The following is a 25,319-nucleotide window of genomic DNA, read 5'->3' on the forward strand; positions in this document are numbered from 1 at the left end:
TTCGGGCTTACATCGGTCCTCGCAGAATTTGCTCGAACCGTGGAAATCGAATCGGCCCCTGGCGCCGCCGTCGCAGCGGGTGGCGCTCACATCGGCAGACCCAGGAACTTGAATGGCTCGGCCTCCTGGAAATTCGCGGTCGCATCGCCGGCAAAGATTCGCGACTGTTGGGGGCCAAGATCGAGCTTCTTCACTCGCCCCTTCTCCGGTGAAAAATCGATTGTCTTGAGATCCACCCAGAATGTGTTCGGAGTCAGCACGGACTCGAAGAAGTAGAGCTTGCGTTGATGGTCGGCCACCGTGCGCCACCGCGTCGAGGAAATGTTGGGCTGATCCGGCGTCGAAATGCCGAACGGCACCGACACGTTCCGGATCACGCTGAAGACGCTGGCCAAGGCACGGTCGGGATTTTCATCTTTTGGAACCGCGTTGACGTAAAAGGATGCCCGCGCAAACCGGTCTGCGGCGCGGTTGGTGCCCGGCAGCATCACCGTGCCGCCGATCTCCTTCCAATATTCGTTCAGCGCCAGCTGCTGTTCGAAGACCGGGGAATTCGTCATCACCTGGTACTTGCGGCCGTGATGAATGACCGGCCGGCCATTGACGTATTCGATGATCGCGCTGTCGCCCGTGGCGTCCGAAAGAGACAGATGAAGCGTGGCGAGCAATTTCTGTCCGGGCACGTTGTCGGTGACGATCATGAATGGATCCGTCTCGAGTACCGCAACCGCATCCTGAACGGTGGCGAAATTGTCGAGCACGTATTGGGCCCAGGCGGCAATGGACAGGCCGGGCTTGCCGGGACCGAACTTCGGGTATTCGGACTCGGTGAGCCAGAGGACGTTGGCGACCAGTCCCGCCTCGTTCATGCCGTCCGACGTCGAAACGTCGTAAGCGGAGGCAACCACGCTGCCGAATTTGGATTTCCATTTCAGCGAGTTCGGCCCGACCTCGCCGCTGCGCGCCATGCCTCTCGGGAATATCCAGAGATTGGTCGGCATCTCAAACCGCCAGTCCATCGACCGCGCAGTGACGACCTGATTGTTGGCGCCGAGATAGACCAGTCGCGTACAAGCGAGCGAGAGCGATGGCGCGATGGCGATCACAGCCGCCAGGCTCGCCGAGAAAATGCGCGATAGGGCCGGACTCTTCATTGTCATCGACCTCGCAACAGCGTTTGAACCGACAGGAACACGCTACCAGCTTCGAGGATCGTCACAATGACGTAGGTCAAACAAACCGTCGCGGAGCGGGAACGAGAAGAACGCCCTCCGACACCACTTCATCCGGCGATACGACCGACTTTCGCCCCTTGCTCCCGCTCTATGCAAGTATTGGTAGTACATTGACTTCAAGAGATAACAAGTTCGCTTCCCGGGACTCTCCATTCTCAGCGCGCCAGCATCCAGAGGCCAAGCCCGATCAGGACCACGCCACCGGCGCCGCGGCTCAACGCGGCATAGCGCGTATCAATGACCTTCTGCACGGTGAATGCCGCGAGTCCAAAAATGACGAGATCGTCGAGCATGAAGAACGTTACGTACAATCCGATGTAGGCGTAGTATGCTCCGGTCGAGAGGTCTGCCAGCGCGAGCATATGAGTGTAGATCGCCGGCAGCGCCGCCGAACACGCGAACTCGATCGCGTTGACGGTAAACGCCAGACCGACGATCAGCAGCAGACTTACCAGGCCGACGGGCGCGGCGACGATCTTGCGGATTCGTTGCATCGTCTGCTGCCGCTGTTCGGTATTGCCGACGTCGCAGACGGTCACGCCACGCGTCACGGCAAGCTCATAGAGATGATCGATGCCGATCCCGATCGCCACCAGCCCAACGATCTGTGTGAGCGGGCGGATATGACCGACCACGAGGAATGTGTTCAGCCACGCCGTCATGAACAGGAAGTAGAGCACGCCTGACGCGAGGACGAAGCTCCCCACCAGCCACCAGATCTTGCCGTAGTCCTTGATGCCCGCGATCAGCGAGATCAAATAGACGAGGACCCACATGGCGCAGGGATTGAAGCCGTCGGCGAGGCCCATCAGAATGCCCAGCGTCGGAAGGGAATAACCGACGGGGTCAATGTCTCCCAGCCACGGCAAGCTTATTTTGCGGGCGGCGTCCTCCGGACGCGCAATCGCGGTCTCATCAGCCACAAGAGCCAGCAGGTCCCTGCCCGTTTTCTCCGCCGACTCGAAGCCGAGCAGGTAGCGCGAGCCGCGCACGAAGAGGGGAACGCCAAGTTCGTGCTCCGGTATGGCGTGCTGACGAGCAATGGCAAGGAACAGGGTTTCGTTGGCCGAATTCGACACATCGTGAAGGACGAAATCGACACGCGGTTGTGTCCTGAGAAACTCGATGGCCCTGTGGCAATGAGGGCAGTCCGGATGAAAGAAAACGTGAAGCCTTCCATCGTGCTGCCAAGCAGACGTGCTTTCAGGCGACGGCGCAACATTTGCAGTGAGTTGCAGGGCCGCAAAGATCAATCCGAGCACGATGACCAGCGCAATGCGCAGCCGTGTCGAACTTAGTGCCGAGAGACGGATCATTCAGGCAGGCTCCGAGAACGCGAACAGCCTGAGCTACTGCCTGGCGGTGCCCCTTGAAGTTGATCTTTGTCAAACCACGCCAGTTCGACTCCCGCTACGAGAGAGCACGTCGTGCGGAGTGAAGCCTACTCGATCGGTTGGCCAGCGTGCTTGCGCTGGTCGCGCTCGGTATGGCGATGCACGGGCTTCCCGAGGGGATCGTCGCTGCACTCTGCCGCTTCGCAGCGGTCCTTTCTGCTCGCGTTCCTTGCCGCAGCCTTGACCAAGGCCATCGATCGGCAGCTTCTCTACCCCGTCTTCAGCAGCCATCGGATAGGCATTGCGATCGCCAGCAGCGTAATCACACCCGCCGCCCACAGCGCCACGAACCATAACAGCTGCCTCCAGGTTCGAGACACACGCAGCATCAGTGATACCCCTCGCCGTGCCGCACCTTGCCGCGAAATATCCAGTAGACGTAGCCAGTATAGACGAGGATCACCGGCACCAGCACCGCCGCGCCGACGAGCAGGAACAACTGGCTGCTGGGATGCGTGGCTGCCAGCCAGATCGTAATGGAGGGCGGCACGATCATCGGCCACATGCTGATGCCAAGCCCTATGTAGGACAGCACGAAGAAGCCAAGCGCGCACAGGAACGGCACCACATCCTCGCCCTTGCCGAGCGCGCGATGAAAGCGCCATGCCAGCAGGGCCACGAGAACTGGCACAGGCGCTGCGTAAAGCATGTTTGGCAGCGTCAGCCATCGCTCCCGGAACGCCGGGCTCTGGATGACCATCATCACGGATATGACGGCAATGAAGCCGAGCGTCGCAAAGCCGAGAACGCGTGCATAGTTGCGGCAGCGTGCCTGAAGCGCGCCGTCGGTCTTCCAAACCAGCCAGCACGCGCCGAGCAGGCCGTAGCCGACAACCAGGGCAATACCGGTCAGAACCGAGAAAGGCGTCAGCCAGTCCCACCACCCGCCGGCGTAAGCACGCCCCTCCACACGAATGCCCTGCACGATGGCGCCAAGGCAGACGCCCTGGAGGAATGCGGCGGCAAAGCTGCCCCACGAGAAGGCGCGGTCCCACCATGTTTCACCGGCGGGCGTCCGCGCTCGAAACCGCATTTCGAAGGCCACTCCGCGAAACACCAACGCGAGCAGCATCAGAATAAGCGGCATGTAGAGCGCGGGAAAAATCGTCGCGTAGGCCAGCGGAAACACCGCGAACAATCCGCCGCCGCCGAGGACGAGCCAGGTTTCGTTGCCGTCCCAGACCGGTGCCACGGAATTGACCATGACGTCGCGGTCGGCTCTCGCCACCTCGGCCGGAAACAGGATGCCGACGCCAAGGTCGAAGCCGTCCATCATCACGTAGAGCAGCACGGCCGTGGCGATCAGCAGGGCCCATATCAGTGTGAGGTCGATGCTCATGGCCTGATCCCCGCTTGACGCGACTCTGCTCTGTGTGTCGCCGGCGCCCCGGCTATCAACGCTGGGGCCGGCGTAATGCCGGCCGTGCGGACCGGCTGGCCCTGTGGCGGTCCGTGCTCGCCGGCTTCAGGCGTCTGGCGGAAGAGGTGAAACAGATACGCGATCCCCGCGCCGAACACGACGAAGTACACGACTACGAATGCCGCCAGTGACGCGGCCACGGCCGGCGCGGCGATCGGCGCGACGCTATCGGCAGTCCTCAGGAGTCCGTAAACCGTGAATGGCTGGCGTCCCGCCTCCGTCACCGTCCATCCGGCCGTCACCGCGATCAGCCCCGACGGCCCCATGGCCACGGCAAAGCGGTGCAGCCACGGGGTGTCGTACAGCCCGTCGCGCCAACGCAGAACGAGCGAGGCCATGCCGAGCACGATCATCAGAATTCCCAGGCCGACCATGATGCGGAACGCCCAGAAGACGAGTGGAATGTTGGTCGGCCATGTATCTTTCGGGAAAGCCTTGAGCCCCTTGACCTCTCCATCAAGGCTGTGCGTCAGATAAAGGCTCGCGAAGCCAGGAATGGCAATTTGGCCGCGCGTCACCCCGGCTTCGGCATCCGGCATGCCGAACAGGATGGAGGACGCACGGCGTTCGGTCTCGAAGTGGCCTTCCATGGCCGCGACTTTGACCGGCTGATGGTGGTACGAATTCACGCCATGCAGATCGCCGATCAGGAGCTGCATCGGCGCCACGATCGCCGCCATCCACATCGCCATTGAAAACATGATGCGAGCGCGTTCGTTCATCCTGTCCCGCAGAAGGTGCCAGGCGCCCACGGCCCCCACGATCATCGCGGTCGTCAGGTAGGCCGCGGTGACAGTATGGGCGAACCGATAGGGGAACGACGGATTGAAGATGATTGCGAGCCAGCTCTCGGGAATGAACTGGCCGTCCGGCCCCGTCCCATGTCCCGTCGGCGTCTGCATCCAGGAATTCGCGGCGAGAATCCAGAAGGCCGAGAGCAAGGTGCCGCCCGCGACGAAGCAGGTCGCGACGAAATGCAGGCGCGGACCAACGCGGCCAAGGCCAAAGAGCATCACGCCAAGGAAGCCGGCCTCGAGAAAGAATGCCGTCAGCACTTCATAGCCGAGGAGCGGTCCGAGCACCGGCGATGTCTTGTCGGCAAACACCGACCAGTTCGTGCCGAATTGGTACGACATGACGATACCCGACACGACGCCCATGGCGAAGGCGACCGCGAAAATCTTCAACCAATAGCGGTAGGTATCGAGATAGGCGCCGCGGCCCGTCCACAGCCACAGACCTTCGAGCACGGCAAGATAGCTCGCGAGTCCGATGGTGAAGGCCGGAAACAGGAAGTGCCAGACCACCGTGAAGGCGAACTGGAAGCGCGCAAGATCCAACGCGCTGGGCAGTAAGTCGGACATAGCTCCGCCCCCGACATCAATTGCGGCCCGCAGCTAACGCTTTCAACCTGCGCTGGTTCCAGCTGCCTCGATCATCAGATGTCGAGAGTCTTAAGCATTCTGCGAGCACTGTCTGGAGGGTATCCTTGGCACACTACGGTCTCAAGACGTCGGAATGTCCTACCCCCCGCACGGTCTGCAGCCGACGAGCTGCGAGTGCGTTCGACGCAAATGCGTTCTCGCGGCGTCGAAGCTGCCAGTGCCGGGCATCGTTCGATCCTAAGCCGACGCCGGTCTCTGCACGTTTGGCGGTGGAGCAGCATCATCGGCGTCTGGATCCCGACCCTGACTCCTGTCGAGTTGTCGCATGACCGGCGTGACAGTCAGTCCGTGAAGCAGAATCGACAACAGCGCTACGAGGCCAACGATAGCCCACAGCCGCTCGCCGACGGTCAACTCCATATGGTTGAGCCCATAGGCCAGATAGTAGAACGAGCCCACACCTCGGATTCCGAAGAAGGCCAGCGTCATCTTCTCCGAGAAGCGAGCCTTGAATCCAGCCAGCGCAATCAAACCGCCGATCGGCCGGATGACGAGCAGAATCGCCGCCGCCGCCGCCACGTCCACCAACTCGAGCGGGCGCAGCAAACCGCTGACCAATGCCCCGCCGAACAGCAGCAGCAGGACCATCATGGCCAGCCGCTCGACCTGCTCGGTGATGTCGTGCATTTGCCTGTTGAATTCGTGGTCGCGGTGCGATCGGCGCAGCGTCAGTGCGGTGACGAAAACGGCAAGGAAGCCGTAGCAGTGGATGAGTTCTGTCACACCGTAAGAAACGAACGTGGCCGCGATCGCGATGAGACCGTCTCCCGTCCTCGACAGCTTCGTGTCGGCGGGAACGTGAAACGTGAGCCAGCCGAACAGCCGGCCAATGAGCCAGCCACCGATGAGGCCGGCGCCAATCTCCCACAGCACATTGTGGAGCAGCCACTGCCCTGCCCAGGGTTCACCCGTTGCCATCGCCAAACCGAGCGCGATCGCAAGATTCACGAACGGGAAGGCGAAGCCGTCGTTCAAGCCTGCCTCGGATGTCAGCCCGAAGCGAACCTCATCCTCTTCCCCGGTCTTGGGAGGCCCGACCTGGACGTCGGACGCGAGCACCGGATCGGTCGGCGCCAGACTCGCCGCCAGCAACAGCGCCGCGATCCAGGGCAGGCCCAGCATCCATCCCCCCAATGCAGTGATTGCAAGGATTCCGATCGGCATCGTGATCGCCAGCAACCGCCAGGTTACGCTCCACTTTCGCCAACTGAACGGGCGATCGAGCTTCAAGCCGGCCCCCATCAGCGCAATGATCACGACGAACTCGGTGAAACGCTCGGTGAAGTCCGGGTAGTTGAGCGGCAGTGGCCGGAGCGAGACTGCCGGCAGCGAGAAGATCGCAGCACCAATCCCGATGCAGACGATCGGCAGAGACAGGGGAAGCCGCTTTAGGGCGAGTGGTAGCCAGGCAACGAGCGCGATGAGCAGGCCCGCTCCTGTCAGGATCAGGATGTATGGCTCTGGGGCAAAGGAGGAGACTTGCACATCCCTTTAACGCCGCAGAGCCGTGAACGGTTCACACGCGGAGAGCAGCCGTGAACTGTCGACACCTGCGATTGTTTCGGCGCACGCGAACGACGCGGTGAATCTCACCGTTCGACAAAGGACCGCCGTCCCCCTAAATCAATACGGCTCTCTCATTCCCACTCGATCGTCCCGGGCGGCTTGCTCGTCACATCATACACCACCCGGTTCACGCCCTTCACCTCGTTGATGATGCGCGTCGCCGTCTCGCCCAGGAATTTCATGTCGAACTGGTAGAAGTCCGCGGTCATGCCGTCGGTCGAGGTGACGGCGCGCAGGCCCACGACGTAGTCGTAGGTGCGGCCGTCGCCCATGACGCCGACGGTCTTGACCGGGAGCAGCACCGCAAAAGCCTGCCAAATCTCGTCGTAGAGGCCGTGCTTGCGGATCTGGTCGATGTAGACGGCGTCCGCCTTGCGCAGGATGTCGAGCTTGTCGCGGGTGATCTCGCCGGGGCAGCGTATGGCAAGGCCCGGGCCCGGGAACGGGTGGCGGCCGACGAAGATTTCGGGCAGACCGAGCTCACGCCCGAGCTTGCGCACCTCGTCCTTGAACAGCTCGCGCAAGGGCTCGACGAGCTTCATGTTCATGCGCTCGGGCAGACCGCCGACATTGTGGTGCGACTTGATGGTGACTGACGGTCCGCCGGTGAAGGAGACGCTCTCGATCACGTCGGGGTAGAGCGTGCCTTGCGCCAGGAAATCGGCGCCGCCGATCTTCTTGGCCTCGGCCTCGAACACCTCGATGAAGAGGCGGCCGATGGTCTTGCGCTTCGCTTCCGGGTCGGTGACGCCCTCGAGTTCGCCCAAAAACTGTTTCGAGGCGTCCACGTGCACGAGGGGAATGTTGTAGTGGTGGCGGAAGAGGTCGACGACCTGCTCGGCCTCGTTGAGGCGCATCAGGCCGTGATCGACGAAGACGCAGGTGAGCTGGTCGCCGATGGCCTCGTGGATCAGGACGGCCGCGACCGCTGAATCGACGCCGCCGGAGAGGCCGCAGATCACCCTGCCCTTGCCGACCTGCGCGCGGATCTTGGCGATCTCCTCCTCGCGGAAGGCGCGCATGGTCCAGTCGCCGGTGAGACCGGCGATCTTGCGGACGAAGTTGCGAATGAGTTTTGCGCCGTCGGGCGTATGCACCACTTCGGGATGAAACATCAGGCCGTAATATTTGCGCCTCTCGTCCTGGATGATCGCGAAGGGCGCATTCGGCGAGGTGCCGGCGACGGAGAAGCCCGGCGGCATCTTGGTGATGCGGTCGCCATGGCTCATCCAGACCTGGTTCTTGCTGCCCGACGACCAGACGTCCGCGAACAGCTGGCTGTCGGCTTTCACCTCGACATCGGCGCGGCCGAACTCGCGGTGATGCCCGCCCTCGACCTCCCCGCCGAGCTGTGCCGCCATGGTCATCTGACCGTAACAGATACCCATCACGGGCACGCCGGAATCGAAGATCGATTGCGGCGCGCGGGGCGAGCCGGCCTCATGCACCGACTCGGGGCCGCCGGAGAGGATCACCGCCTTCGGCTTCATCTCGTCGAAGGCGGCTTCGGCCTTGTTGAACGGGACGATCTCGCAATAGACGCCGTCCTCGCGGACGCGACGCGCGATCAGCTGCGTCACCTGGCTGCCGAAGTCGACGATGAGAATCTTGTCGTGCGCCGAGGCCACCGAGGGCGTCGACGCGGAGCGGTCGTTCTGTGCTGCTGTCATGGCCAGCAGATACGCTGGCGCGGCCCGGGCCGCAACCGCGCGGCTGCGCGCGCCCACATGCTTCTTTGGGCATGGACAGGGCTATAAAGGTCAGTAATACTGACCTATTATATCCGCCCCCCGAGAGGGCCATCAGGGAGAACGTCATGCCACAGCATCATCCACCGTCAATGCTGGCCGCGCTCGGCCGCACCTGGGTCGAGGCCTGGAACGCGCGCGACCTCGAGCGCGTGCTCGCGCTCTATGACGAGGCAGCCGTGATGACCTCGGACCGCATCCCCGCGATGGGGTTCGACGCCAGCGGCACGGTGCGGGGCAAGGAGGCTTTGCGCGCCTATTGGGGCAAGGCACTCGGGCTGCTGCCGGAGCTGCATTTCTCGCTGATCGATCTGTTCGTCAGCCCCGACAGCGTCGTGGTGTTCTATGCGAACGAGCGCGGGAAGAAGATCTGCGAGTATCTGCGGGTGAACGATGCAGGGCTGATCGTGCAGGGCTCGGCGAACCATTTGGTGCACTAGCCTGTCCGTCGTTGCCAGCGTAGCGAAGCAAATCCAGTATCTATCCCCGGATACAGTCCTGGATTGCTTCGTTGGAGGCTCCCCGCAATGACGGAGTTTGTTGCTATGTCATTACGCCAAGCATCGCCCCCCATTCAGGACTCCCCATGAAGCTCCCCACCTCCCCCTTCACCGTCACCGACTGGAGCAAGATCGACGTGACCACGCATCCCGGCGAGAGCGGCGAGGCAAAATGGCGCACGCTCACTATCGGCGATCTACGGGTGCGGATGGTGGAGTATTCGCCGGGCTATGTCGCCGATCATTGGTGCGACCGCGGCCACGTGCTCTACGTGCTGAAGGGCGACCTCGACTCCGAGCTGCGCGACGGGCGCAAGTTCAAGCTTACGGCGGGAATGAGCTACCAGGTGTCGGATTTTGGCGACGCCGCGCACCGGTCCTCGACCGCGACGGGCGCCACGCTCTTCATCGTCGATTGAAGCCGCAACGGTTAATTTGCACCGCAAAATAGCAAACACGCGCGACATGCCGAGCCGCGGGTGGTGCCTTGAAGTAGCCCAAAATTCTCGCTATATTGTGATCATCGATACTTGGCCGAACGACTGGGCCGCTTCGCTTCGTTACCGACGGGCGCGCACGCTTCAGATGACTTCTCCAAACATCGACTGAACAGGATCAAGGGCGCAGCGACGCGTACCGGTCCGCGTGCGTACCCTCTCTAACAAAGGAAACTCCCATGGCTATGGGCACCGTGAAGTGGTTCAACACCCAAAAGGGTTATGGTTTCATCCAGCCGGACGACGGCCAGAAGGACGTGTTCGTCCACATCAGCGCGGTCGAGCGCGCCGGCCTCTCCACCCTCAACGAGGGCCAGAAGGTCTCGTTCGACATCGTCGCCGATCGCCGCAGCGGCAAGTCCTCGGCTGACAATCTCCGCGTCGGCTAACGCCTGCGCATCGTTCTGACCACGGACGTACCGGCAGAACGCTAGACTCAGAAAGCCCCGCGGCCGGGATCCGGTGCGCGGGGTTTTGTATTTGAGGCCGTCAATCCGGAGCGCTCCGCAGGACGAGCCCCGGAATGACTACTGAGGACCACTTAGCCGATTTTCCTCAGCACCGACACGAAAAACCCGTCCGTCCCCGTCCGCCGCGGCGTCATCAGCCAGCCTTCCGTCGACTTCAGCGCGGCCTCGCCAAAAGCTTCCGCCTTGTCCCAGAGCACGCTCGCGGTCTGCTCGGGGGGGACGACCGCGAATTCGGGATGGCGTGCGGTGAACGCCCTTACCTGCTCCCCGTTCTCCTCCGAAAGCACCGAGCAAGTGATGTAGGCGATGCGCCCGCCAGCCTTAACCAGCGGCACCGCCCGCTCCAGCACCTCGGCCTGGTCGCGCAGGCGGATCTCCAGCGCGCCCGGGCGCATCCGCCATTTGGCGTCGGGGTTGCGACGCCAGGTGCCGGTTCCCGTGCAGGGGGCGTCGATCACGACGAGGTCGGCTGTGCCTCGGATATCGGCCAGCGGATCCGCCTCGCCCTTGGGCGTGCGGACGTCGGCGTTGTGGACGCCGGCCCGCGACAGCCGCTCATGGATCGGCGCGAGCTGGCGCTTGTCGCGGTCGGTCGCGATCAGCCGGCCCTTGCCCTGAATGAGGGCGGCGAGCGCCAGTGTCTTGCCGCCGGCGCCGGCGCAGAGATCGATCACCTGCTCGCCGGGTTTTGCCGCGGTGAGCTGGGCCGCAAGCTGCGATCCCTCATCCTGCACTTCAATTGCGCCCTTGATGAAATCCTCTTCCGCCTGGATGCCGGGATTGCGCGCATCGGCCGAAAGCTCGATGCGCACGCCGGTTGCGGACCAGGGCGTCGGTTTCGCATGAAGATGAGCAAGCGCGCGCAGCACCTTGTCGCGATTGGACTTTAGCGTGTTGACGCGCAAATCGAGCGGGGCCCGACTGGCCATCGCGGCGGCTTCCGCGGCGCGGGTCTCGCCGAATACTTTTGCAAGATGCGGGTCGAGCCATTCGGGGTAATCGCCGGCGATCGCCGAGGGCGCGTCCTTGAGGGAGCGCGAGGCGAGCGCGGCCTGCTCGGCCTCGGTCAGCGGCGCCGGCGCAAACCGGCTGCCGTCGAACAGCGCGGCCATGGTGGCCGTATCCATGTTGCGCTCGAGGCGGAGCATGCCGATCAGCCTAGCCCGCGCGGTATCGGAATCCATCAGGAATGCGCTCGAGGCGTAGCGGCGCAGCACGTCCCAGACGAGGCCGGCAATCGCGGCGCGGTCGCCGGAACCGGCGAAGCGGTGCGCGGTGCCCCACTCCTTCAGTGCCTTGGCGGCGGGCACGCGGTCCCTCTCGATGGTGTCGATCAGTTCGATGGCTGCGGACAGCCGTGCAGCGGGTGTCATTTGAATTCTTTCGAAGGGCGCGGAGCGCCTAGATCAGCAGCAGAAGCTTCAGCGCGAAGTAGATCCACATCGCCAGCAGTACCAGCACGCCGGCGAGCCACACGGTGGAGCGGCGGCCCAGATCGTTCGAGGAGACGAAAACACCCGCGTGGGCAAAGCGCGTCACCACGAACACCCAGGACATCAGCACGATGAAGAGATCGGCGCGGCGGAGCGGCAATGCCAGTGCGATCAGGACGTAGAACAGCACCGGCAGCTCGAACTGGTTGCGGTAGCAATTGGCGATCTGTGTGGCGCCCTTCGGCCAGTTCGGCTCGCCCAGCGCAATGTCGCGGATCTTGGTCTCCCCCGCGACCAGCGTCTTGCGGCGCGCCATGACCATCCCGATCAGAAGCGCGAAGGTGAGAGCGACCTGCACGAAGACCGGCAGCAGGACCATTTGAACGGACATCGGAACTTTCCCGGGAGGCGAAATGCCGCCGCCCGTCATTAGCGGCGACTCTTGGCGCTGACAATGAACGACTTGAACCGCCGTTCCCGCTTCGGCGACCAACCGCCGATAGTTGAAGCGATTTCGGCCGCTTGGGCCCGACGCGAGATGGCGCCATGAACACCTTGTCCAGCCTCTTCACCGCATCCGCCAGCGGCCAGCTCGGCATTCTGATGTCTGCGCTATCGGGCATCGCGACGGCGCTGGCGGTCGCGCTGGCCATGACGGTGTACTTCCGCCTGAGCTATCGAACTTGGCGCGATGTCGCCCGGCATGGCCTGGCTGCGTTCGCTGCACTCGCCTTGTTCGCCTTTGCCGCCTACGACATGCGCCACGCGGCGCTTGCTTATCTCGGCCTCAATCCGTCCAAGCCCGCCATCGAATTCGAGATCCGCATGCCGCGGGAGATGCTGGCGGCGGTCACCGACAGCCAGATCGAGCTGCACACCGATCGCAACCAGACCCTGGCGCTGGTCGATGGCGTGCGGGATCTTGCCGACGGGCGGGCGGTGCTGCGCGGCGCGGTGGCGCTCAACCACCGCACGGCCGACCGCGTCCTGGTCGTGAACCTGCCCGGCAAGGGCACGTTCGAATTCCGCCTGCGTCTGCCGGCGCAACCGCATCGCTCCGAGCAGTTCGGTCCCTGGCATCTGGCCGACCGAATCGCATCGCCGCTCGCCGGCGCGGTCGCACCGCAGGACGGCTACACGATCCGCTACCGCGTGCTTTAAACTTTGTTCGTCGCGATCCCACCTACGCCGTCATCGTTCCGACGCGCGGCCGCGGCTAGGATGGTCGCATGCCCGAATTTCGCCTCACCCAGATTTCCGACACCCATCTCGGCCGGCGCTTTCCCGGCCTGATCGCCAACTTCGAGGCGATCGGCGACCACATCGACGCCGGCAGGCCCGACCTGGTCGTCAACACCGGCGACGTCTCGTTCGACGGGCCGACAAGCCGCGACGACGTCGAATTCGCGAAGGGCTTGCACGACGCGCTGCCCGTTTCCTGCCGCTATCTCCCCGGCAATCACGATATCGGCGACAATCCGACGACGATCGGTCCGGCGCCGAAGCCTCCGGTCAACGAGGCGCATCGCGGGCAGTTTTGCGAGATCATCGGCGAAGACCATTGGTCGTTCGAGGCCTGTGGCTGGCGCTTCATCGGCCTCAATTCTCTGGTGATGAACTCGGGGCTGCCTTTCGAGGCCCAGCAGTTCGATTGGCTCGCCTCCGAGATTTCGCGCACGAACGGCGGGCCGGTCGCGCTGTTCCTGCACAAGCCGCTGTTTCTCAACCAGCCCGACGACCCCGAGACGCCGGAGACGTCGATCCGCTACGTGCCGCAGCCGGCGCGAGCGCGGCTGATCGAGATGTTCGGGAAGGTCGACTTGCGTCTGGTCGCCAGCGGCCACGTGCACCAGCGCCGCGACTTCACCTGGCGCCACACCCGCCACGTCTGGGCGCCGTCAGCGGGCTTCGTCATCAACGATAAGCGGCAGGACCGCATCGCGGTCAAGGAAGTCGGCCTCGTCGAATACCGCTTCCAGCCCGACAGTCTCGAGGTCCGACACGTCAGGGCGGCGGGCCAGCGCGATGTCGATATTGAGGAATTGCTTGCCCAGATGGGCGAGCAGTGACTAAGCGACGCTCTTGAGATCCTGCTGGATCGCGGCGAGCAGGGATTGCAGCGCCTCGCTGTTCACGGGCTTGGCCTCGGTGCCGACTGGCTGAATACCAGCGGACTGCGCAGCTTTCACCGGACGCTTCGGAAACGGCGGTGGCGCGGGCATCGCGGCCGGCGTGAAATCGCCCTCCTCCTCCGTGTGCACGAACCTGCCATGGATGACGTCGTCGCGACGGCCCATGATGAACATGGTCGCCCAATAGCCGGCGGCCAGGAGGATTACGCAGAAAATACTGATCTCGAACATCGCAGCACCTAAAATATGCGCGATGATTCAATGCCTTCGTCGAACCGTCAACGAACAGGCGGTCACACCTGCGGTTTTTGCGGGCAGGTGTGACCATTTGGTGACTCTTTCTTAACCATCCCACGAGCCAGCTTGGCACGGAAGCACGTGAGACCTGGCCGATGTCGCGCTAAGCCTTGTCCGGTCCGACGCGCACCAGCTGCTTGCCAAAATTGGCTCCCTTCAGCAGGCCGATGAACGCGCCCGGCGCACTCTCCAGGCCTTCGGTGACGAATTCCTTGTACTTGACCTTACCCTCGCGGACCCAGGTCGACATGTCGCGCAGGAAGTCGCCATGGCGGGCGGCGAAGTCGGACACGATGAAGCCGCGGAACGTCAGCCGCTTGGTCAGGGTCGCGCGCATCAGGCTCGCGGCCCATTTCGGCGGCTTGGCCTCGGTGTCGTTGTAATGGGCGATGAGGCCGCAGACCGGCACACGCGCGAACGGATTGAGCAGCGGGAAGACCGCCTCGAACACGGCGCCGCCGACATTCTCGAAGTAGACGTCGATGCCCTTGGGGCAGGCGTCCTTGAGCTTGGCGGCGAGATCGGGATCGCGGTGATCGATGCAGGCATCGAAGCCGAGTTCCTTCACGACGTAGTCGCACTTGTCCTTGCCGCCGGCGATGCCGACCGCGCGGGCGCCCTTGATCCTGGCGATCTGGCCCACCGCGGAGCCGACCGCGCCAGAAGCGCCGGCAACGACGACGGTCTCGCCGGGTTGCGGCTTGCCGATGTCGAGCAGACCCGTATAGGCAGTCATGCCGGGCATGCCGAGCACGCCGATGGAGGTCGAGATCGGACCGAGCTTGGGATCGACCTTGATCAGGCCCTTCCCGTTCGAGATCGCATGGGTCTGCCATCCCGAGCGGATGCGCACGATGTCGCCGACTGCGAAATCGGGATTGTTGGACGCCGCGACTTCGCTGACCGCCTCGCCTTCCATCACCCCGCCGACCGGCACCGGAGCTGCGTAGGACGGCCCCTCGCTCATGCGCCCCCGCATGTAGGGATCGAGCGACAGCCAGATCGTGCGCAGCAGGACCTCGCCCGGCCCCGGCGTCGGAACAGCGAATTCCTCCAGGCGAAAATCAGACGGCTTGGGTTCGCCGACGGGACGTGCGGCGAGAACGATGCGTTTGCCTTGGGACATGCTTCCTCCGAATTGTGTTTCGGCGCGAACGGAAGCGGAGGCGGAGCGGCGCGTCAACACAAAAGCGGTGGAGTTTAGTGACGTTTCGACACGCGCATCTCTCGCGTCCCGGACGCGGTGCTGCGCCGCGTCCGGGGCACGAGAGGGAACGCGACCGGCGCCATCCTTCGTTAGAATTTTAAGCGGCGAATTAGGGCCGTGATCACCCCACCAGTCTAGGGTGCACGAGAGAGACCACCTCGCCTCTGCCGTGCACAGCGGCGTTGCCAAAGAGATCAACATCCAAAACGAAAATTGGACAGGAAATGACATCGCTGAGGCAGCAGATCGGGCAAATGGGTCTCGCAGCAACGAAGAGCATGGCTTGGAAAGTCACGGCCGCCCTGGCGTCCTTTCCGGTCCTGATCTTTGCGATCGGCCCGGTGCTCTCGGCGTGGTTCGCTGACGACACCCCTAATCTCGGTGAGGCGGCACATTATCTCGCAGGTTTTGCTCTCCTCTTCCTGCCAACGTGGATCGCGCTCTTTCTCAGTCACCCCTGCGTTTTGTTTATCTACCTGTTGAATTTCCTGGCCTTCGTGACGTCTCTGCTCTGCCTCGCCGGCATAACCGTCAACAGCTGGGTCAGCCTCGACGGCCAAGCGCTGTGGGCAGTCCTGGCGACGCCCGTTGCGCTGATCTGGTCGCTGATGAACAGCAAGCGACCGGATGCGGCGAAGCTGAATGACTCGGCTCCGCCGATCCCATCACATGGCGTTGCGTCGGCGTAACTAACCCCCGCCCGGATAGTTCGGGCTCTCGCGCGTGATCGTGACGTCGTGGACGTGGCTTTCGCGGAGGCCGGCGCCGGTGATGCGGACGAACTGGGCTTTCTCGTGCAGCTCCTTCATGTCGCGCGCACCGACATAGCCCATCGCGGCGCGCAAGCCGCCGGCGAGCTGGTGCATGACGTGGCCGACAGCGCCCTTGTAGGGTACCTGGCCCTCAATGCCTTCAGGGACGAGCTTGAGCGTGTCCTTGATGTCCTGCTGGAAATAGCGGTCGGCCGAGCCGCGCGCCATCGCACCGACCGAGCCCATGCCGCGATAGGCCTTGTAGGAACGGCCCTGCCACAAGAATACTTCGCCGGGCGTCTCGTCGGTACCCGCCAGCAGCGAGCCGACCATCGCGATGTCGGCACCGGCGGCGAGCGCCTTGGCAAGGTCGCCGGAGAACTTGATGCCGCCGTCGGCGATGACGGGAATGTCGGCCTTCTTCGCCGCTTCCACCGCATCCATGATCGCAGTGAGCTGGGGAACGCCCACGCCGGCGACGATGCGCGTGGTGCAGATCGAGCCCGGGCCGATGCCGACCTTGATGCAATCGGCCCCCGCATCGATCAGCGCCTGCGCGCCTTCCGTGGTGGCGACGTTGCCGGCGACGACTTGGACGGAGTTCGACAGGCGCTTGATGCGGTTCACCGCATGCAGCACATGACGGGAATGGCCGTGCGCGGTATCGACGACGACGAGGTCGACGCCGGCATCGATCAGTCGCTCGGTGCGCTCGAAACCGCTGTCGCCGACGGTGGTGGCGGCGGCAACACGCAGGCGCCCCTGGGCGTCCTTGCAGGCGAGCGGATGGGCGACCGCCTTCTCCATGTCCTTCACGGTGATGAGGCCGACGCAGCGATATTGGTCGTCGACGACGAGAAGCTTCTCGATGCGATGCTGATGCAGCATCCGCCGCGCCTCGTCCTGGCTGACATTCTCCCGGACCGTAACGAGGTTTTCGTGCGTCATCAGCTCGGAGATCTTTTGCTGGCGATTGGTCGCAAAGCGCACATCACGGTTGGTGAGGATGCCCACCAGCTTGCCGGGCGTGGACTTGCCGGCGCCGGTGACGACGGGAATGCCGGAGATGCCGTGATCGCTCATCAGCTTCAGCGCGTCCTCGAGCGTGGCGTCGGGGCTGATGGTGAGCGGGTTCACCACCATGCCCGACTCGTAGCGCTTGACCTGGCGGACCTGAGCAGCTTGCCCTTCCGGATCGAAATTGCGGTGGATGACGCCAAGGCCGCCGGACTGCGCCATGGCGATCGCCATGCGGGCCTCGGTGACCGTGTCCATGGCGGAGGCCATGATCGGAATGTTGAGCGGAATGGCGCGGGTGACGCGGGAACGGATGTCGACCTCGCCCGGCATGACGTCGGACAGGCCCGGCTTCAACAGCACGTCGTCGAACGTAAAGGCTTCGCGGATGCCCTGAAGTTGCACCGTGGCCATTTGCCAACTCCTTCCTGCGGCCCTGCCGCAAATGCTTATGGATGAGCGCCGCCCACGGCGAACCTTGCGGCATCGCCTTGAGAATCGGAGCCCATCGGTGGGGTTGACGCGGGTCGATAGCACGGCCGCGTGACGAATCAAAGCAATTCGGGCCGCTGGCCAGCCATGCACAGGGTTTTTTGAGCCGGAATCGGCGATCTCGGCCCCACGCGACAGCACCCTGACCGTCATTCCGGAGCATGCCCGGGAACGATGAGAGAGCGGAAGCGGCGGCCCCAGAATGACGGAGGCGCAGAGTCACACCGTTTTCACGCAGGGTTTAGGTGCCATGCGCCGATCAGCGATGGTCGCCGCCGGGCGGCGGTGTTAAGCCGCAAACTGCACCCGTCCTTTCCGATTTTCGTTACCGATCCTCATGGTCGACAAGCAACGCGTCATTCCGCTGATCGTGGCCACTGCTCTCTTCATGGAGAACATGGATTCCACTGTCATCGCCACTTCGCTGCCGGCGATCGCCGCCGACATCGGCACCAGCCCGCTGACGCTGAAGCTCGCGATCACGTCCTATCTTCTATCCCTCGCGGTGTTCATCCCGGCGAGCGGCTGGACCGCCGATCGGTTCGGGGCGCGGATGGTGTTCGCGATCGCGGTCGGTGTGTTCATGGTCGGCTCGGTCGGTTGCGCGCTCTCGACCTCGGTCACCGACTTCGTGTTCGCGCGCATCCTGCAGGGCATGGGCGGGGCGATGATGACACCGGTCGGGCGCCTCGTGCTGCTGCGCTCGGTCGACAAGAGCGCGCTGGTCAATGCGATGGCCTGGGTCACCGTCCCCGCCCTCATCGGCCCCGTGATCGGACCGCCGCTCGGCGGCTTCATCACGACCTACGCATCCTGGCACTGGATCTTCCTGATCAACATCCCGATCGGGTTGCTCGGCATCTTCATGGCGCTGCGCTACATCGATCCCATCAAGAGCGAGGAACGCGAGCCGTTCGATCTCTATGGCATGGTGCTCGCGGGCATCGGCCTCGCGGGTATCGCCTTCGGCCTGTCGGTTGCCGGTCTCAACCTGTTGCCCTGGAGCACGGTTGCCGCGTTGATCGCAGGTGGTGCGATCTCGATGACGCTCTACGTCATTCACGCGCGGCGCACCGGGTCGCCCGTGCTGGATTTTTCGCTTCTGAGGCTGCCGACGCTGCGGGCGGCCGTGTTGGGCGGCTTCCTGTTCCGGCTCGGTATCGGCGCACTGCCTTTCCTGCTGCCGCTGCTGATGCAGATCGGTTTCGGCCTCTCGCCGTTCCATTCGGGTCTCGTCACCTTTGCCTCCTCGTTAGGAGCCATGGGAATGAAGACGCTGGCGGCGCGGATCATCCGCACCTTCGGCTTCCGCAACCTGATGACGGTGAATGCGATCATCAGCGCCTTCTTCCTCGGCGTCTGCGCCCTGTTCACGGTGACGACGCCGCTGCTCATCATCATGGTCATCCTGGTGGTCGGCGGCTTCTTCCGCTCGCTGGAGTTCACCGCGATCAACACGGTGGCCTATGCCGAGGTCGAGACCGCGCAGATGAGCCGCGCCACGACGCTCGTCAGCGTCAACCAGCAGCTGGCGGTCTCCGCGGGCGTCGCGCTCGGTGCGGCCTGCGTCGAGACGACGATGTGGTTCAGTCATGTCAGCGAGCTCAACGCCACCGTGTTCGCGCCGGCTTTCGTCGTGGTCGCGCTGGCCTCGGCGGCGTCCAGCTGGTTCTTCTGGCAGATGCCCGCCGATGCCGGCCACGAGATCTCCGGCCGAAAGGCGGTCGAGATCGCCAGCCGCAAGGGCGCGGGCAAGGGTGCCGAGAAGGCGGCGGTCAAGGCGGCGTCGGAGGATACGCAGGACGTGCGGGATCAGCGGCTGGGGTAGCGCAGTCCCTGTAGCTTGCGGCTACGCCGTTTCCCCGCCCCGAAACCCCGTCGCCAGCACGTAGCGTTCCGAGGAATCCTGCCGGCTCGCCGCCGGCTTGACGTGGCGCACCGCTGCAAAATCGCGTTTGAGCTGGGCGAGCAGGTCGGCATCGGCGCCGCTCTGGAACGTCTTGGCGAGGAACGTGCCGCCCGGCTTGAGCACATCGCGGGCAAACGCAGCCGCGGTCTCGACCAGGCCGACGATGCGGAGCTGGTCGGTCTTGCGGTGTCCGGTCGTGTTGGCGGCCATGTCGGACATCACGACATCGGCCTTGCCGCCGAGCATCGCGGTGAGCTTGTCGGGGGCATCATTGTCCATGAAATCGAGCTGCGCGAAATCGACGCCGGGAATCTCGGGCATCTCCAACAGATCGATGGCGACGACCTTGCCCTTGCCCTCCGTCGAGCCGACGCGCTTGGCCGCGATCTGACTCCAGCCCCCCGGCGCGGCGCCGAGATCGACCACGGCCATGCCGGGTTTCAACAGCCGATACTTGTCATCGATCTCGAGGAGCTTGAAAGCCGCGCGCGAGCGATAGCCGGCTGCCTTGGCCTTGGCGACATAGGGATCATTGAGCTGCCGCTCCAGCCACAGCTTCGACGACAGTTTGCGCTTGCCGCCGGTCTTGACCTGGACGTGCAAGCGGCCGGTGGTGTCCTTGGCCATGTCACCAGCTCCTGAGCGCGCCGTCCTCGCGCATCATCTCGACCAGCATGCCCTCGCGCAGGCCGCGGTCGGCAACGCGCAGGCGCGGCAGCGGAAAGGCGCGCCGGATGGCATCGAGGATGGCGCAGCCGGCCAGCACGAGATCGGCGCGCTCGACGCTGATGCAGCTGTTGGCGGCGCGCTCCTCGTAGCTCATGCCCAGCAGCTTGCTGATGGTCGCGGTGATGTCGGCGTCGTTCATCCAGATGCTGTCGATGCGGCGCCGGTCGTAGCGGGCGAGATTGAGGTGAATGCCGGCGAGCGTCGTCACCGTGCCCGACGTGCCGAGCAGATGCATGTCGGCGAGCTCGCGACCGTGCTCTTCTGCGAACGGCGCGACATGGCTGGCGACCTCCTGCTCCATCGCGGCATAGATCCCGGGCGTCACGTCCCGACCGCCGAACTGCTCGGCGAGCGTGACCACACCGTAGGGAATCGACATCCAGGCCTTGATGCGCGGTTCCGGATCTGCGGGATCGCGCTCGATCCGCACCAGCTCCGTCGAGCCGCCGCCGATGTCGAACAGGATCGCGCCGCGTCCTCTGGGATCGATCAGCGGCGAGCAGCCGAGCACGGCGAGCGCGGCTTCGGTCTCGCGGTCGATCACCTCGAGCTCGATGCCGGTCTCGGCGGCAACGCGGCTGCGAAAACCCTCCGCGTTCGAGGCCGCGCGGCAGGCCTCGGTCGCGATCAGCCGCAACCGCCGCGCCTTCCGCAGATTGATCTTGTCGCGGCAGATGCTGAGCGCCGCGATGGCGCGCTCGATCGCAGCTTCGCTGATGCACCCCGTCGCCGAGACCCCTTCGCCGAGCCGGATGATGCGCGAGAAGGAATCGACCACGCGAAAACCGTCCTGGGTCGGACAGGCAATCAGCAGTCTGCAATTGTTGGTGCCGAGGTCCAGCGCCGCATAGACGCCGGTTCCCGCCGCCTGTGCGGGGATGGAAGGTTTGGTGGCCAACGCCACCGCCGCCATCGACCCCTCCAGCTCGCCGTGCGGCCCATGGCCGTCACCGAGCCGCGTGTGGTCATTCATACAAACTGTCTTTCCGCGGCCAATCTGGCCGGTCTGGAATTGATTTTTCGCTTGAAACATTAGCAGCGCGGCAGGCCTGCGCAACAACGCATCACATGGGACCATGCCCATTCGTGCGTTGTCGTGAACGGGGGCGTGGGTTATCTGAGAGAGGTCCGGTGCCCTGCTGCCGCGAAAATGCGCAAATGCCGGTTTTTCAGGTCAATTCCATGCAAGAACACACCAAATCGACCACGCTCGAGAACGCTATTGCACTGCAAAAGTACGGCGTCGGACAACCGGTCCGCCGGAAGGAGGACGACACGCTGGTGCGCGGCAAGGGCCGCTACACCGACGATTTCAACCTGCCGGGCCAGGCCTATGCCGTGGTCGTCCGCTCCACCCATGCCCATGGCGTCATTCGTGGGATCGGCATCGAGGCCGCCAAGGCGATGCCGGGCGTGCTGGGGGTATGGACCGGGAAAGATCTCGATGCCGCCGGCTACGGCCCCTTCACCTGCGGCCTGCCCCTGAAGAGCCGTGACGGCTCGCCCCTGCGCCAGACCAACCGCCAGCCGCTCGCGACCGACAAGGTCCGCTTCGTCGGCGATCCCGTCGCCTTCGTTGTCGCAGAGACGCTGGCACAGGCGCGTGATGCGGCCGAGGCGGTCGAGCTCGATATCGAGCCGCTGCCCGCGGTGACTGATCCTGAGGAAGCTTCCAGGCCCGGCGCGCCGCAGCTTTACGACCACATCCCCAACAACGTGGCGCTCGACTATCATTATGGCGACACGGAGAAGGTGAACGCCGCTTTTGCCAGCGCCGCTCATGTGACCAAGCTCGACATCGAGAACACCCGTGTCGCCGTGGTCTCGATGGAGCCGCGCGTCGGTCTTGCCTCCTATGACAAGAAGACCGAGCGCTACACGCTTCAGGTGCCGACGCAAGGCGTGGCCGGCAACCGCACCAATCTCGCCAAGAACTTGAAAGTGCCGAACGAGAAGGTTCGCATCCTCACCGCCAATGTCGGCGGCTCCTTCGGCATGAAGAACATCAACTATCCGGAATATATGTGCATCCTTTACGCGGCCAAGACGCTGGGCCGCCCGGTGAAATGGCTCGATGAACGCTCGACCGCCTTCCTCTCCGACAGCCATGGCCGTGCGCAGAAGATCCATGCCGAGCTCGCGCTCGATGCCGACGGGCATTTCCTCGCGGCGAAGCTTTCCGGTTATGGCAATCTCGGCGCCTACATCACCGGCGTTGCGCCGGGCCCGCTCTCGCTCAACACCGGCAAGAATTTTTCCAGCGTCTATCGCACGCCGCTGATGGCCGTCGACATCAAGGTGGTGCTCACCAACACCACGTTGATGGGCGCCTATCGCGGCGCCGGCCGGCCCGAGGCGAACTACTACATGGAACGCCTGATCGACCGCGCCGCCGACGAGATGGGCATCGACCGGCTGGCCTTGCGCAAGCGCAACTTCATCAAGCCGAACCAGATCCCGTTCGCGGCCTCCTCCGGTGTCACCTATGACAGCGGCGACTTCCAGGCCGTATTCAACAAGGCGCTCGAAATCTCCGACCACGAGAATTTCGCCAAGCGCAAGAAGGAAAGCAGGAAGGCCGGCAAGCTGCGCGGCATCGCGGTCGGTTCCTATCTCGAGGTCACGGCGCCGCCGAGCCCCGAGCTGGGCAAGATCGTGTTCGACGCCGACGGCACCGTGCAGCTCATCACCGGCACGCTCGACTATGGCCAGGGCCATGCCACGCCGTTCGCGCAGGTGCTGAGCGCGCAATTGGGGGTGCCCTTCGACAGCATCAAGCTGGTGCAGGGCGACAGCGACATCGTGCACACCGGCAACGGCACCGGCGGCTCGCGCTCGATCATGGCGAGCGGCCAGGCCATCGTTGGCGCGGCAAAGCTGGTCATCGAGAAAGGCAAGCGCGCTGCGGCGCATATGCTCGAAGCGTCCGAGGCCGACATCGAATTCGCCGATGGCAGGTTCACGATCGCGGGCACCGATCGCAGCATCGACATCATGGAGCTGGCCAAGAAACTGCATGACGGCAAGGTGCCGGAGGGCGTGCCTGATACGCTCGACGTCGATCACACCAGCGAACCGATCGCCTCCGCATTCCCGAACGGCTGCCACGTCGCCGAGGTCGAGATCGATCCCGAGACCGGCGTGGTGCAGATCGTGCGCTACAGCGCGGTCAACGATTTCGGCACGGTGATCAACCCGATGCTGGTCGCGGGCCAGCTCCATGGCGGCGTGGTCCAAGGCATCGGCCAGGCGCTGATGGAGCATGTCCGCTACGACGAGAGCGGCCAGCCGATCACGGGCTCGTTGATGGATTACGCCCTGCCACGCGCCGAGGACGTGCCGAACATGACCGTCGGCGACCACCCGGTGCCGGCCACGACCAATCCGCTCGGCAGCAAGGGCTGCGGCGAAGCCGGTTGCGCCGGCAGCCTGTCGACGGTGGTGAACGCCGTGATCGATGCGCTGTCCGAGTACGGCATCAAGCACATTGACATGCCGCTGACCCCCGAGCGCGTGTGGCGCGCGATCCAGGAGGCGAAGGCCAAGGCGGCGTAAGGGTGGATTCGTCGTTCCGGGGCGATGCAACGCATCGAACTACGGTGCGCACCTTGCGCACCTGAGAACCTCGAGATTCCGGGTTCGGTCCTCGCGGACCGCCCCGGAATGACAGTCAACACCTACGCTGCCGCCTGCTCGCGCGGCTGGTAGATCGCGGTGTGCTGGCAATGAGCGAGCGGCGTCGTGCCGTTGGCGACGACGAGGGCGTCGAACTCGACGAAGCGGTGGCCCTTCTTTTCGTAGTTCGCAGTGACCTTGGCGCGCGCACTGATCTCGTCACCGACGCGCGCCGCCGACAACAGCTGCATGCGGCTGCCGACGTGAATCCACGGGCCCAGGATGGTGTTGTCGACCAGCACGCGGTTCATCACCCGCTGGATCAGGCCGGGATGGCCAAGCCCCTCGCGCGCGAAGATCGGATCGAACTCCCTGATGTCCGCAAGATAATCAGCGGCGTCCTGCCCGGCCCAGCGTCGGGGTGTTGTGCCGAACCATTTGCCCGTTTCGAACGTCGCGGGGCTGACCGGCGTGCGCTCGGCGACGGCTGGGACCGCAACATAGTCGCTCAGCGAGACGGCCGGCGCAGCCGCCGGCAGCGACGCCGTCCCCGTGGCGCACAGCTCGGTGCGGCTGAACACCTCGATCGTGAGCAGGTCGTTGTGCTCCATCGCGTCCACGTCGGCGGTCTCGCCGTCATAGACGGGCTTGATGAAGCGCGCCTCGATCAGCCCGCGCGACAGGAAGTCCCGCCCCCAGCGAACGGTCGGCACGTGCATCATGTAGGCGAAGACGTCGACGCCCGGGACCAGCCCGCCGGAAAAGCCGAAGCGGCGGGCCACGGTATCGTCGTGCATCTTATTTTCGGATTGTTTGGCGGTGTTGTAGGCCTCGACGCGGTAGGTTTCGAGCCGGTTCGGCATGGTTTGGCGTTCCCCATATTCTTGTTTCAGGGTGGATCGTAAGCCCCCGGGAACAGCGGTCAATCCCCTCGCCTTTGCGGCCCGGATGGGGTACCACGCGGCGAATGAGCGACACCCCCACCCGCATCTATGTCGACGCCGACGCCTGTCCGGTGAAGGACGAGATCTATCGCGTCGCGCTCCGGCACGGTGTGCCGGTGAGCGTCGTCGCCGGCAATTTCATTCGGGTGCCGCAGGACCCATCGATCGAGCGCATCGCCGCAGGCGCCGGCATGGACGCGGCCGACGACTGGATCGCCGAGCGCGCCAGACCCGGCGACATCGTCGTGACCTCGGACATCCCGCTGGCGAGCCGCTGCGTCAAGGCGGGCGCCGACGTGATCGCGCCGAACGGCAAACCATTCACGGAAGAGTCGATTGGAATGACGCTCGCGGTTCGCAATCTGATGACCGATCTGCGCTCGGCCGGCGAAGTCACCGGCGGGCCTCGATCGTTCGCGCCGCGCGACCGTTCCGCTTTCCTCTCGGCACTCGACCAGACGCTGCGCCGGATCGCCCGCCGCCGCGCTGATGCGACGGCCACGAGTCGGGGTTGATC

General features: G+C 64.2%; 23 protein-coding genes. 9 read left to right on the top strand and 14 right to left on the bottom strand.

Annotated elements, in window-relative coordinates; all coding sequences use genetic code 11:
• Window positions 1-86: 86 nt before the first annotated feature.
• The 6 genes from K408_RS0108535 to guaA all read right to left on the bottom strand — a co-directional run bounded on the left by K408_RS0108535 (window position 87) and on the right by guaA (window position 8,730).
• The gene (locus K408_RS0108535) at window positions 87-1,154 is read right to left on the bottom strand and encodes a linear amide C-N hydrolase (protein ID WP_035697904.1); all 1,068 of its coding nucleotides are present in this window, start codon (window positions 1,152-1,154) and stop codon (window positions 87-89) included.
• 236 nt (window positions 1,155-1,390) lie between these two features.
• On the bottom strand, window positions 1,391-2,497 hold the full coding sequence (locus tag K408_RS0108540) for a thioredoxin domain-containing protein (protein ID WP_230646506.1): 1,107 nt from the start codon (window positions 2,495-2,497) through the stop codon (window positions 1,391-1,393).
• A gap of 460 nt (window positions 2,498-2,957) precedes the next feature.
• Entirely contained in the window at window positions 2,958-3,968 is a 1,011-nt protein-coding gene (gene cydB, locus K408_RS0108555; RefSeq protein ID WP_024338188.1) for a cytochrome d ubiquinol oxidase subunit II, read from the bottom strand.
• Window positions 3,965-5,413 (bottom strand): cytochrome ubiquinol oxidase subunit I, encoded by a 1,449-nt coding sequence (locus K408_RS0108560; RefSeq protein WP_024338189.1) that lies wholly within the window; start codon window positions 5,411-5,413, stop codon window positions 3,965-3,967. The genes cydB and K408_RS0108560 overlap by 4 nt, the downstream gene beginning before the upstream one ends.
• Before the next feature lie 258 nt (window positions 5,414-5,671).
• The gene (locus tag K408_RS0108565) at window positions 5,672-6,979 is read right to left on the bottom strand and encodes a cation:proton antiporter (RefSeq protein ID WP_024338190.1); all 1,308 of its coding nucleotides are present in this window, start codon (window positions 6,977-6,979) and stop codon (window positions 5,672-5,674) included.
• 152 nt (window positions 6,980-7,131) lie between these two features.
• Window positions 7,132-8,730, bottom strand: a complete 1,599-nt coding sequence (gene guaA / locus K408_RS0108570) for a glutamine-hydrolyzing GMP synthase (RefSeq protein ID WP_024338191.1) — start codon at window positions 8,728-8,730, stop codon at window positions 7,132-7,134.
• A gap of 146 nt (window positions 8,731-8,876) precedes the next feature.
• On the opposite strand from guaA, the gene K408_RS0108575 reads away from it, so the two are divergent.
• From K408_RS0108575 to K408_RS0108585, 3 genes are all read left to right on the top strand, one after another.
• Window positions 8,877-9,248, top strand: a complete 372-nt coding sequence (locus K408_RS0108575) for a nuclear transport factor 2 family protein (protein WP_024338192.1) — start codon at window positions 8,877-8,879, stop codon at window positions 9,246-9,248.
• 146 nt (window positions 9,249-9,394) lie between these two features.
• Window positions 9,395-9,727: a DHCW motif cupin fold protein gene (locus K408_RS0108580; RefSeq protein ID WP_024338193.1), complete on the top strand. Its 333-nt coding sequence runs from the start codon at window positions 9,395-9,397 to the stop codon at window positions 9,725-9,727.
• Window positions 9,728-9,984: 257 nt separating this feature from the next.
• Entirely contained in the window at window positions 9,985-10,194 is a 210-nt protein-coding gene (locus tag K408_RS0108585) for a cold-shock protein (RefSeq protein WP_015686739.1), read from the top strand.
• Window positions 10,195-10,346: 152 nt separating this feature from the next.
• Here K408_RS0108585 and K408_RS0108590 read toward each other — a convergent pair whose 3' ends face one another.
• Window positions 10,347-11,648 carry an RsmB/NOP family class I SAM-dependent RNA methyltransferase gene (locus tag K408_RS0108590; protein WP_024338194.1) on the bottom strand — a complete coding sequence of 434 codons (1,302 nt, stop codon included), beginning with the start codon at window positions 11,646-11,648 and terminating at the stop codon, window positions 10,347-10,349.
• Between the two features lie 28 nt (window positions 11,649-11,676).
• The gene (locus tag K408_RS0108595; RefSeq protein WP_024338195.1) at window positions 11,677-12,099 is read right to left on the bottom strand and encodes an MAPEG family protein; all 423 of its coding nucleotides are present in this window, start codon (window positions 12,097-12,099) and stop codon (window positions 11,677-11,679) included.
• 155 nt (window positions 12,100-12,254) lie between these two features.
• On the opposite strand from K408_RS0108595, the gene K408_RS0108600 reads away from it, so the two are divergent.
• Together K408_RS0108600 and K408_RS0108605 are read left to right on the top strand one after the other, a co-directional pair.
• Window positions 12,255-12,869 carry a hypothetical protein gene (locus K408_RS0108600; protein WP_024338196.1) on the top strand — a complete coding sequence of 205 codons (615 nt, stop codon included), beginning with the start codon at window positions 12,255-12,257 and terminating at the stop codon, window positions 12,867-12,869.
• 68 nt (window positions 12,870-12,937) lie between these two features.
• A complete protein-coding gene (locus tag K408_RS0108605) occupies window positions 12,938-13,777 on the top strand; it encodes a metallophosphoesterase family protein (RefSeq protein ID WP_024338197.1) in 840 nt (279 codons plus the stop codon).
• On the opposite strand, the gene K408_RS0108610 is transcribed toward K408_RS0108605, so the two are convergent.
• Window positions 13,778-14,071, bottom strand: coding sequence for a hypothetical protein (locus K408_RS0108610; RefSeq protein WP_024338198.1), 294 nt, complete (start codon window positions 14,069-14,071; stop codon window positions 13,778-13,780). It lies immediately after the preceding gene.
• 169 nt (window positions 14,072-14,240) lie between these two features.
• Complete coding sequence (locus tag K408_RS0108615; protein ID WP_024338199.1) at window positions 14,241-15,263, bottom strand: NADPH-dependent curcumin/dihydrocurcumin reductase; 1,023 nt, start codon at window positions 15,261-15,263, stop codon at window positions 14,241-14,243.
• A gap of 335 nt (window positions 15,264-15,598) precedes the next feature.
• Between K408_RS0108615 and K408_RS0108620 the strand changes: the two genes are divergently transcribed.
• A complete protein-coding gene (locus tag K408_RS0108620; RefSeq protein ID WP_035697906.1) occupies window positions 15,599-16,033 on the top strand; it encodes a hypothetical protein in 435 nt (144 codons plus the stop codon).
• Here K408_RS0108620 and guaB read toward each other — a convergent pair whose 3' ends face one another.
• Window positions 16,034-17,527, bottom strand: coding sequence for an IMP dehydrogenase (gene guaB, locus K408_RS0108625; protein ID WP_024338201.1), 1,494 nt, complete (start codon window positions 17,525-17,527; stop codon window positions 16,034-16,036). It abuts the gene before it with no gap.
• A 415-nt stretch (window positions 17,528-17,942) separates the two neighbouring features.
• Between guaB and K408_RS0108630 the strand changes: the two genes are divergently transcribed.
• Complete coding sequence (locus K408_RS0108630) at window positions 17,943-19,433, top strand: MFS transporter (RefSeq protein WP_024338202.1); 1,491 nt, start codon at window positions 17,943-17,945, stop codon at window positions 19,431-19,433.
• 21 nt (window positions 19,434-19,454) lie between these two features.
• On the opposite strand, the gene K408_RS0108635 is transcribed toward K408_RS0108630, so the two are convergent.
• Together K408_RS0108635 and K408_RS0108640 are read right to left on the bottom strand one after the other, a co-directional pair.
• Window positions 19,455-20,141: an RlmE family RNA methyltransferase gene (locus K408_RS0108635; protein WP_024338203.1), complete on the bottom strand. Its 687-nt coding sequence runs from the start codon at window positions 20,139-20,141 to the stop codon at window positions 19,455-19,457.
• 1 nt (window position 20,142) lies between these two features.
• Window positions 20,143-21,216, bottom strand: a complete 1,074-nt coding sequence (locus tag K408_RS0108640) for a Ppx/GppA phosphatase family protein (RefSeq protein WP_024338204.1) — start codon at window positions 21,214-21,216, stop codon at window positions 20,143-20,145.
• Window positions 21,217-21,425: 209 nt separating this feature from the next.
• On the opposite strand from K408_RS0108640, the gene K408_RS0108645 reads away from it, so the two are divergent.
• Complete coding sequence (locus tag K408_RS0108645) at window positions 21,426-23,798, top strand: xanthine dehydrogenase family protein molybdopterin-binding subunit (RefSeq protein ID WP_024338205.1); 2,373 nt, start codon at window positions 21,426-21,428, stop codon at window positions 23,796-23,798.
• Between the two features lie 122 nt (window positions 23,799-23,920).
• On the opposite strand, the gene K408_RS0108650 is transcribed toward K408_RS0108645, so the two are convergent.
• Window positions 23,921-24,721: a hypothetical protein gene (locus tag K408_RS0108650; RefSeq protein ID WP_024338206.1), complete on the bottom strand. Its 801-nt coding sequence runs from the start codon at window positions 24,719-24,721 to the stop codon at window positions 23,921-23,923.
• Between the two features lie 104 nt (window positions 24,722-24,825).
• Between K408_RS0108650 and K408_RS0108655 the strand changes: the two genes are divergently transcribed.
• Window positions 24,826-25,317, top strand: a complete 492-nt coding sequence (locus K408_RS0108655; protein ID WP_024338207.1) for a YaiI/YqxD family protein — start codon at window positions 24,826-24,828, stop codon at window positions 25,315-25,317.
• Window positions 25,318-25,319 lie beyond the last annotated feature (2 nt).

The organism is Bradyrhizobium sp. in8p8 (assembly GCF_000426845.1).
GTDB classification, from domain to species: domain Bacteria; phylum Pseudomonadota; class Alphaproteobacteria; order Rhizobiales; family Xanthobacteraceae; genus Bradyrhizobium; species Bradyrhizobium japonicum_C.

Coding starts and splice junctions, on each gene's coding strand:
- K408_RS0108640 (WP_024338204.1), bottom strand. CDS start 21,216: ATGAATGACCACACGCGGCTCGGTGACGGCCATGGGCCGCACGGCGAG.
- K408_RS0108645 (WP_024338205.1), top strand. CDS start 21,426: ATGCAAGAACACACCAAATCGACCACGCTCGAGAACGCTATTGCACTG.
- K408_RS0108590 (WP_024338194.1), bottom strand. CDS start 11,648: ATGACACCCGCTGCACGGCTGTCCGCAGCCATCGAACTGATCGACACC.
- K408_RS0108630 (WP_024338202.1), top strand. CDS start 17,943: ATGGTCGACAAGCAACGCGTCATTCCGCTGATCGTGGCCACTGCTCTC.
- K408_RS0108585 (WP_015686739.1), top strand. CDS start 9,985: ATGGCTATGGGCACCGTGAAGTGGTTCAACACCCAAAAGGGTTATGGT.
- guaB (WP_024338201.1), bottom strand. CDS start 17,527: ATGGCCACGGTGCAACTTCAGGGCATCCGCGAAGCCTTTACGTTCGAC.
- guaA (WP_024338191.1), bottom strand. CDS start 8,730: ATGACAGCAGCACAGAACGACCGCTCCGCGTCGACGCCCTCGGTGGCC.
- K408_RS0108605 (WP_024338197.1), top strand. CDS start 12,938: ATGCCCGAATTTCGCCTCACCCAGATTTCCGACACCCATCTCGGCCGG.
- K408_RS0108615 (WP_024338199.1), bottom strand. CDS start 15,263: ATGTCCCAAGGCAAACGCATCGTTCTCGCCGCACGTCCCGTCGGCGAA.
- K408_RS0108575 (WP_024338192.1), top strand. CDS start 8,877: ATGCCACAGCATCATCCACCGTCAATGCTGGCCGCGCTCGGCCGCACC.
- K408_RS0108620 (WP_035697906.1), top strand. CDS start 15,599: ATGGGTCTCGCAGCAACGAAGAGCATGGCTTGGAAAGTCACGGCCGCC.
- K408_RS0108610 (WP_024338198.1), bottom strand. CDS start 14,071: ATGTTCGAGATCAGTATTTTCTGCGTAATCCTCCTGGCCGCCGGCTAT.
- K408_RS0108650 (WP_024338206.1), bottom strand. CDS start 24,721: ATGCCGAACCGGCTCGAAACCTACCGCGTCGAGGCCTACAACACCGCC.
- K408_RS0108595 (WP_024338195.1), bottom strand. CDS start 12,099: ATGTCCGTTCAAATGGTCCTGCTGCCGGTCTTCGTGCAGGTCGCTCTC.
- K408_RS0108655 (WP_024338207.1), top strand. CDS start 24,826: ATGAGCGACACCCCCACCCGCATCTATGTCGACGCCGACGCCTGTCCG.
- K408_RS0108535 (WP_035697904.1), bottom strand. CDS start 1,154: ATGAAGAGTCCGGCCCTATCGCGCATTTTCTCGGCGAGCCTGGCGGCT.
- K408_RS0108635 (WP_024338203.1), bottom strand. CDS start 20,141: ATGGCCAAGGACACCACCGGCCGCTTGCACGTCCAGGTCAAGACCGGC.
- K408_RS0108560 (WP_024338189.1), bottom strand. CDS start 5,413: ATGTCCGACTTACTGCCCAGCGCGTTGGATCTTGCGCGCTTCCAGTTC.
- K408_RS0108580 (WP_024338193.1), top strand. CDS start 9,395: ATGAAGCTCCCCACCTCCCCCTTCACCGTCACCGACTGGAGCAAGATC.
- K408_RS0108600 (WP_024338196.1), top strand. CDS start 12,255: ATGAACACCTTGTCCAGCCTCTTCACCGCATCCGCCAGCGGCCAGCTC.
- cydB (WP_024338188.1), bottom strand. CDS start 3,968: ATGAGCATCGACCTCACACTGATATGGGCCCTGCTGATCGCCACGGCC.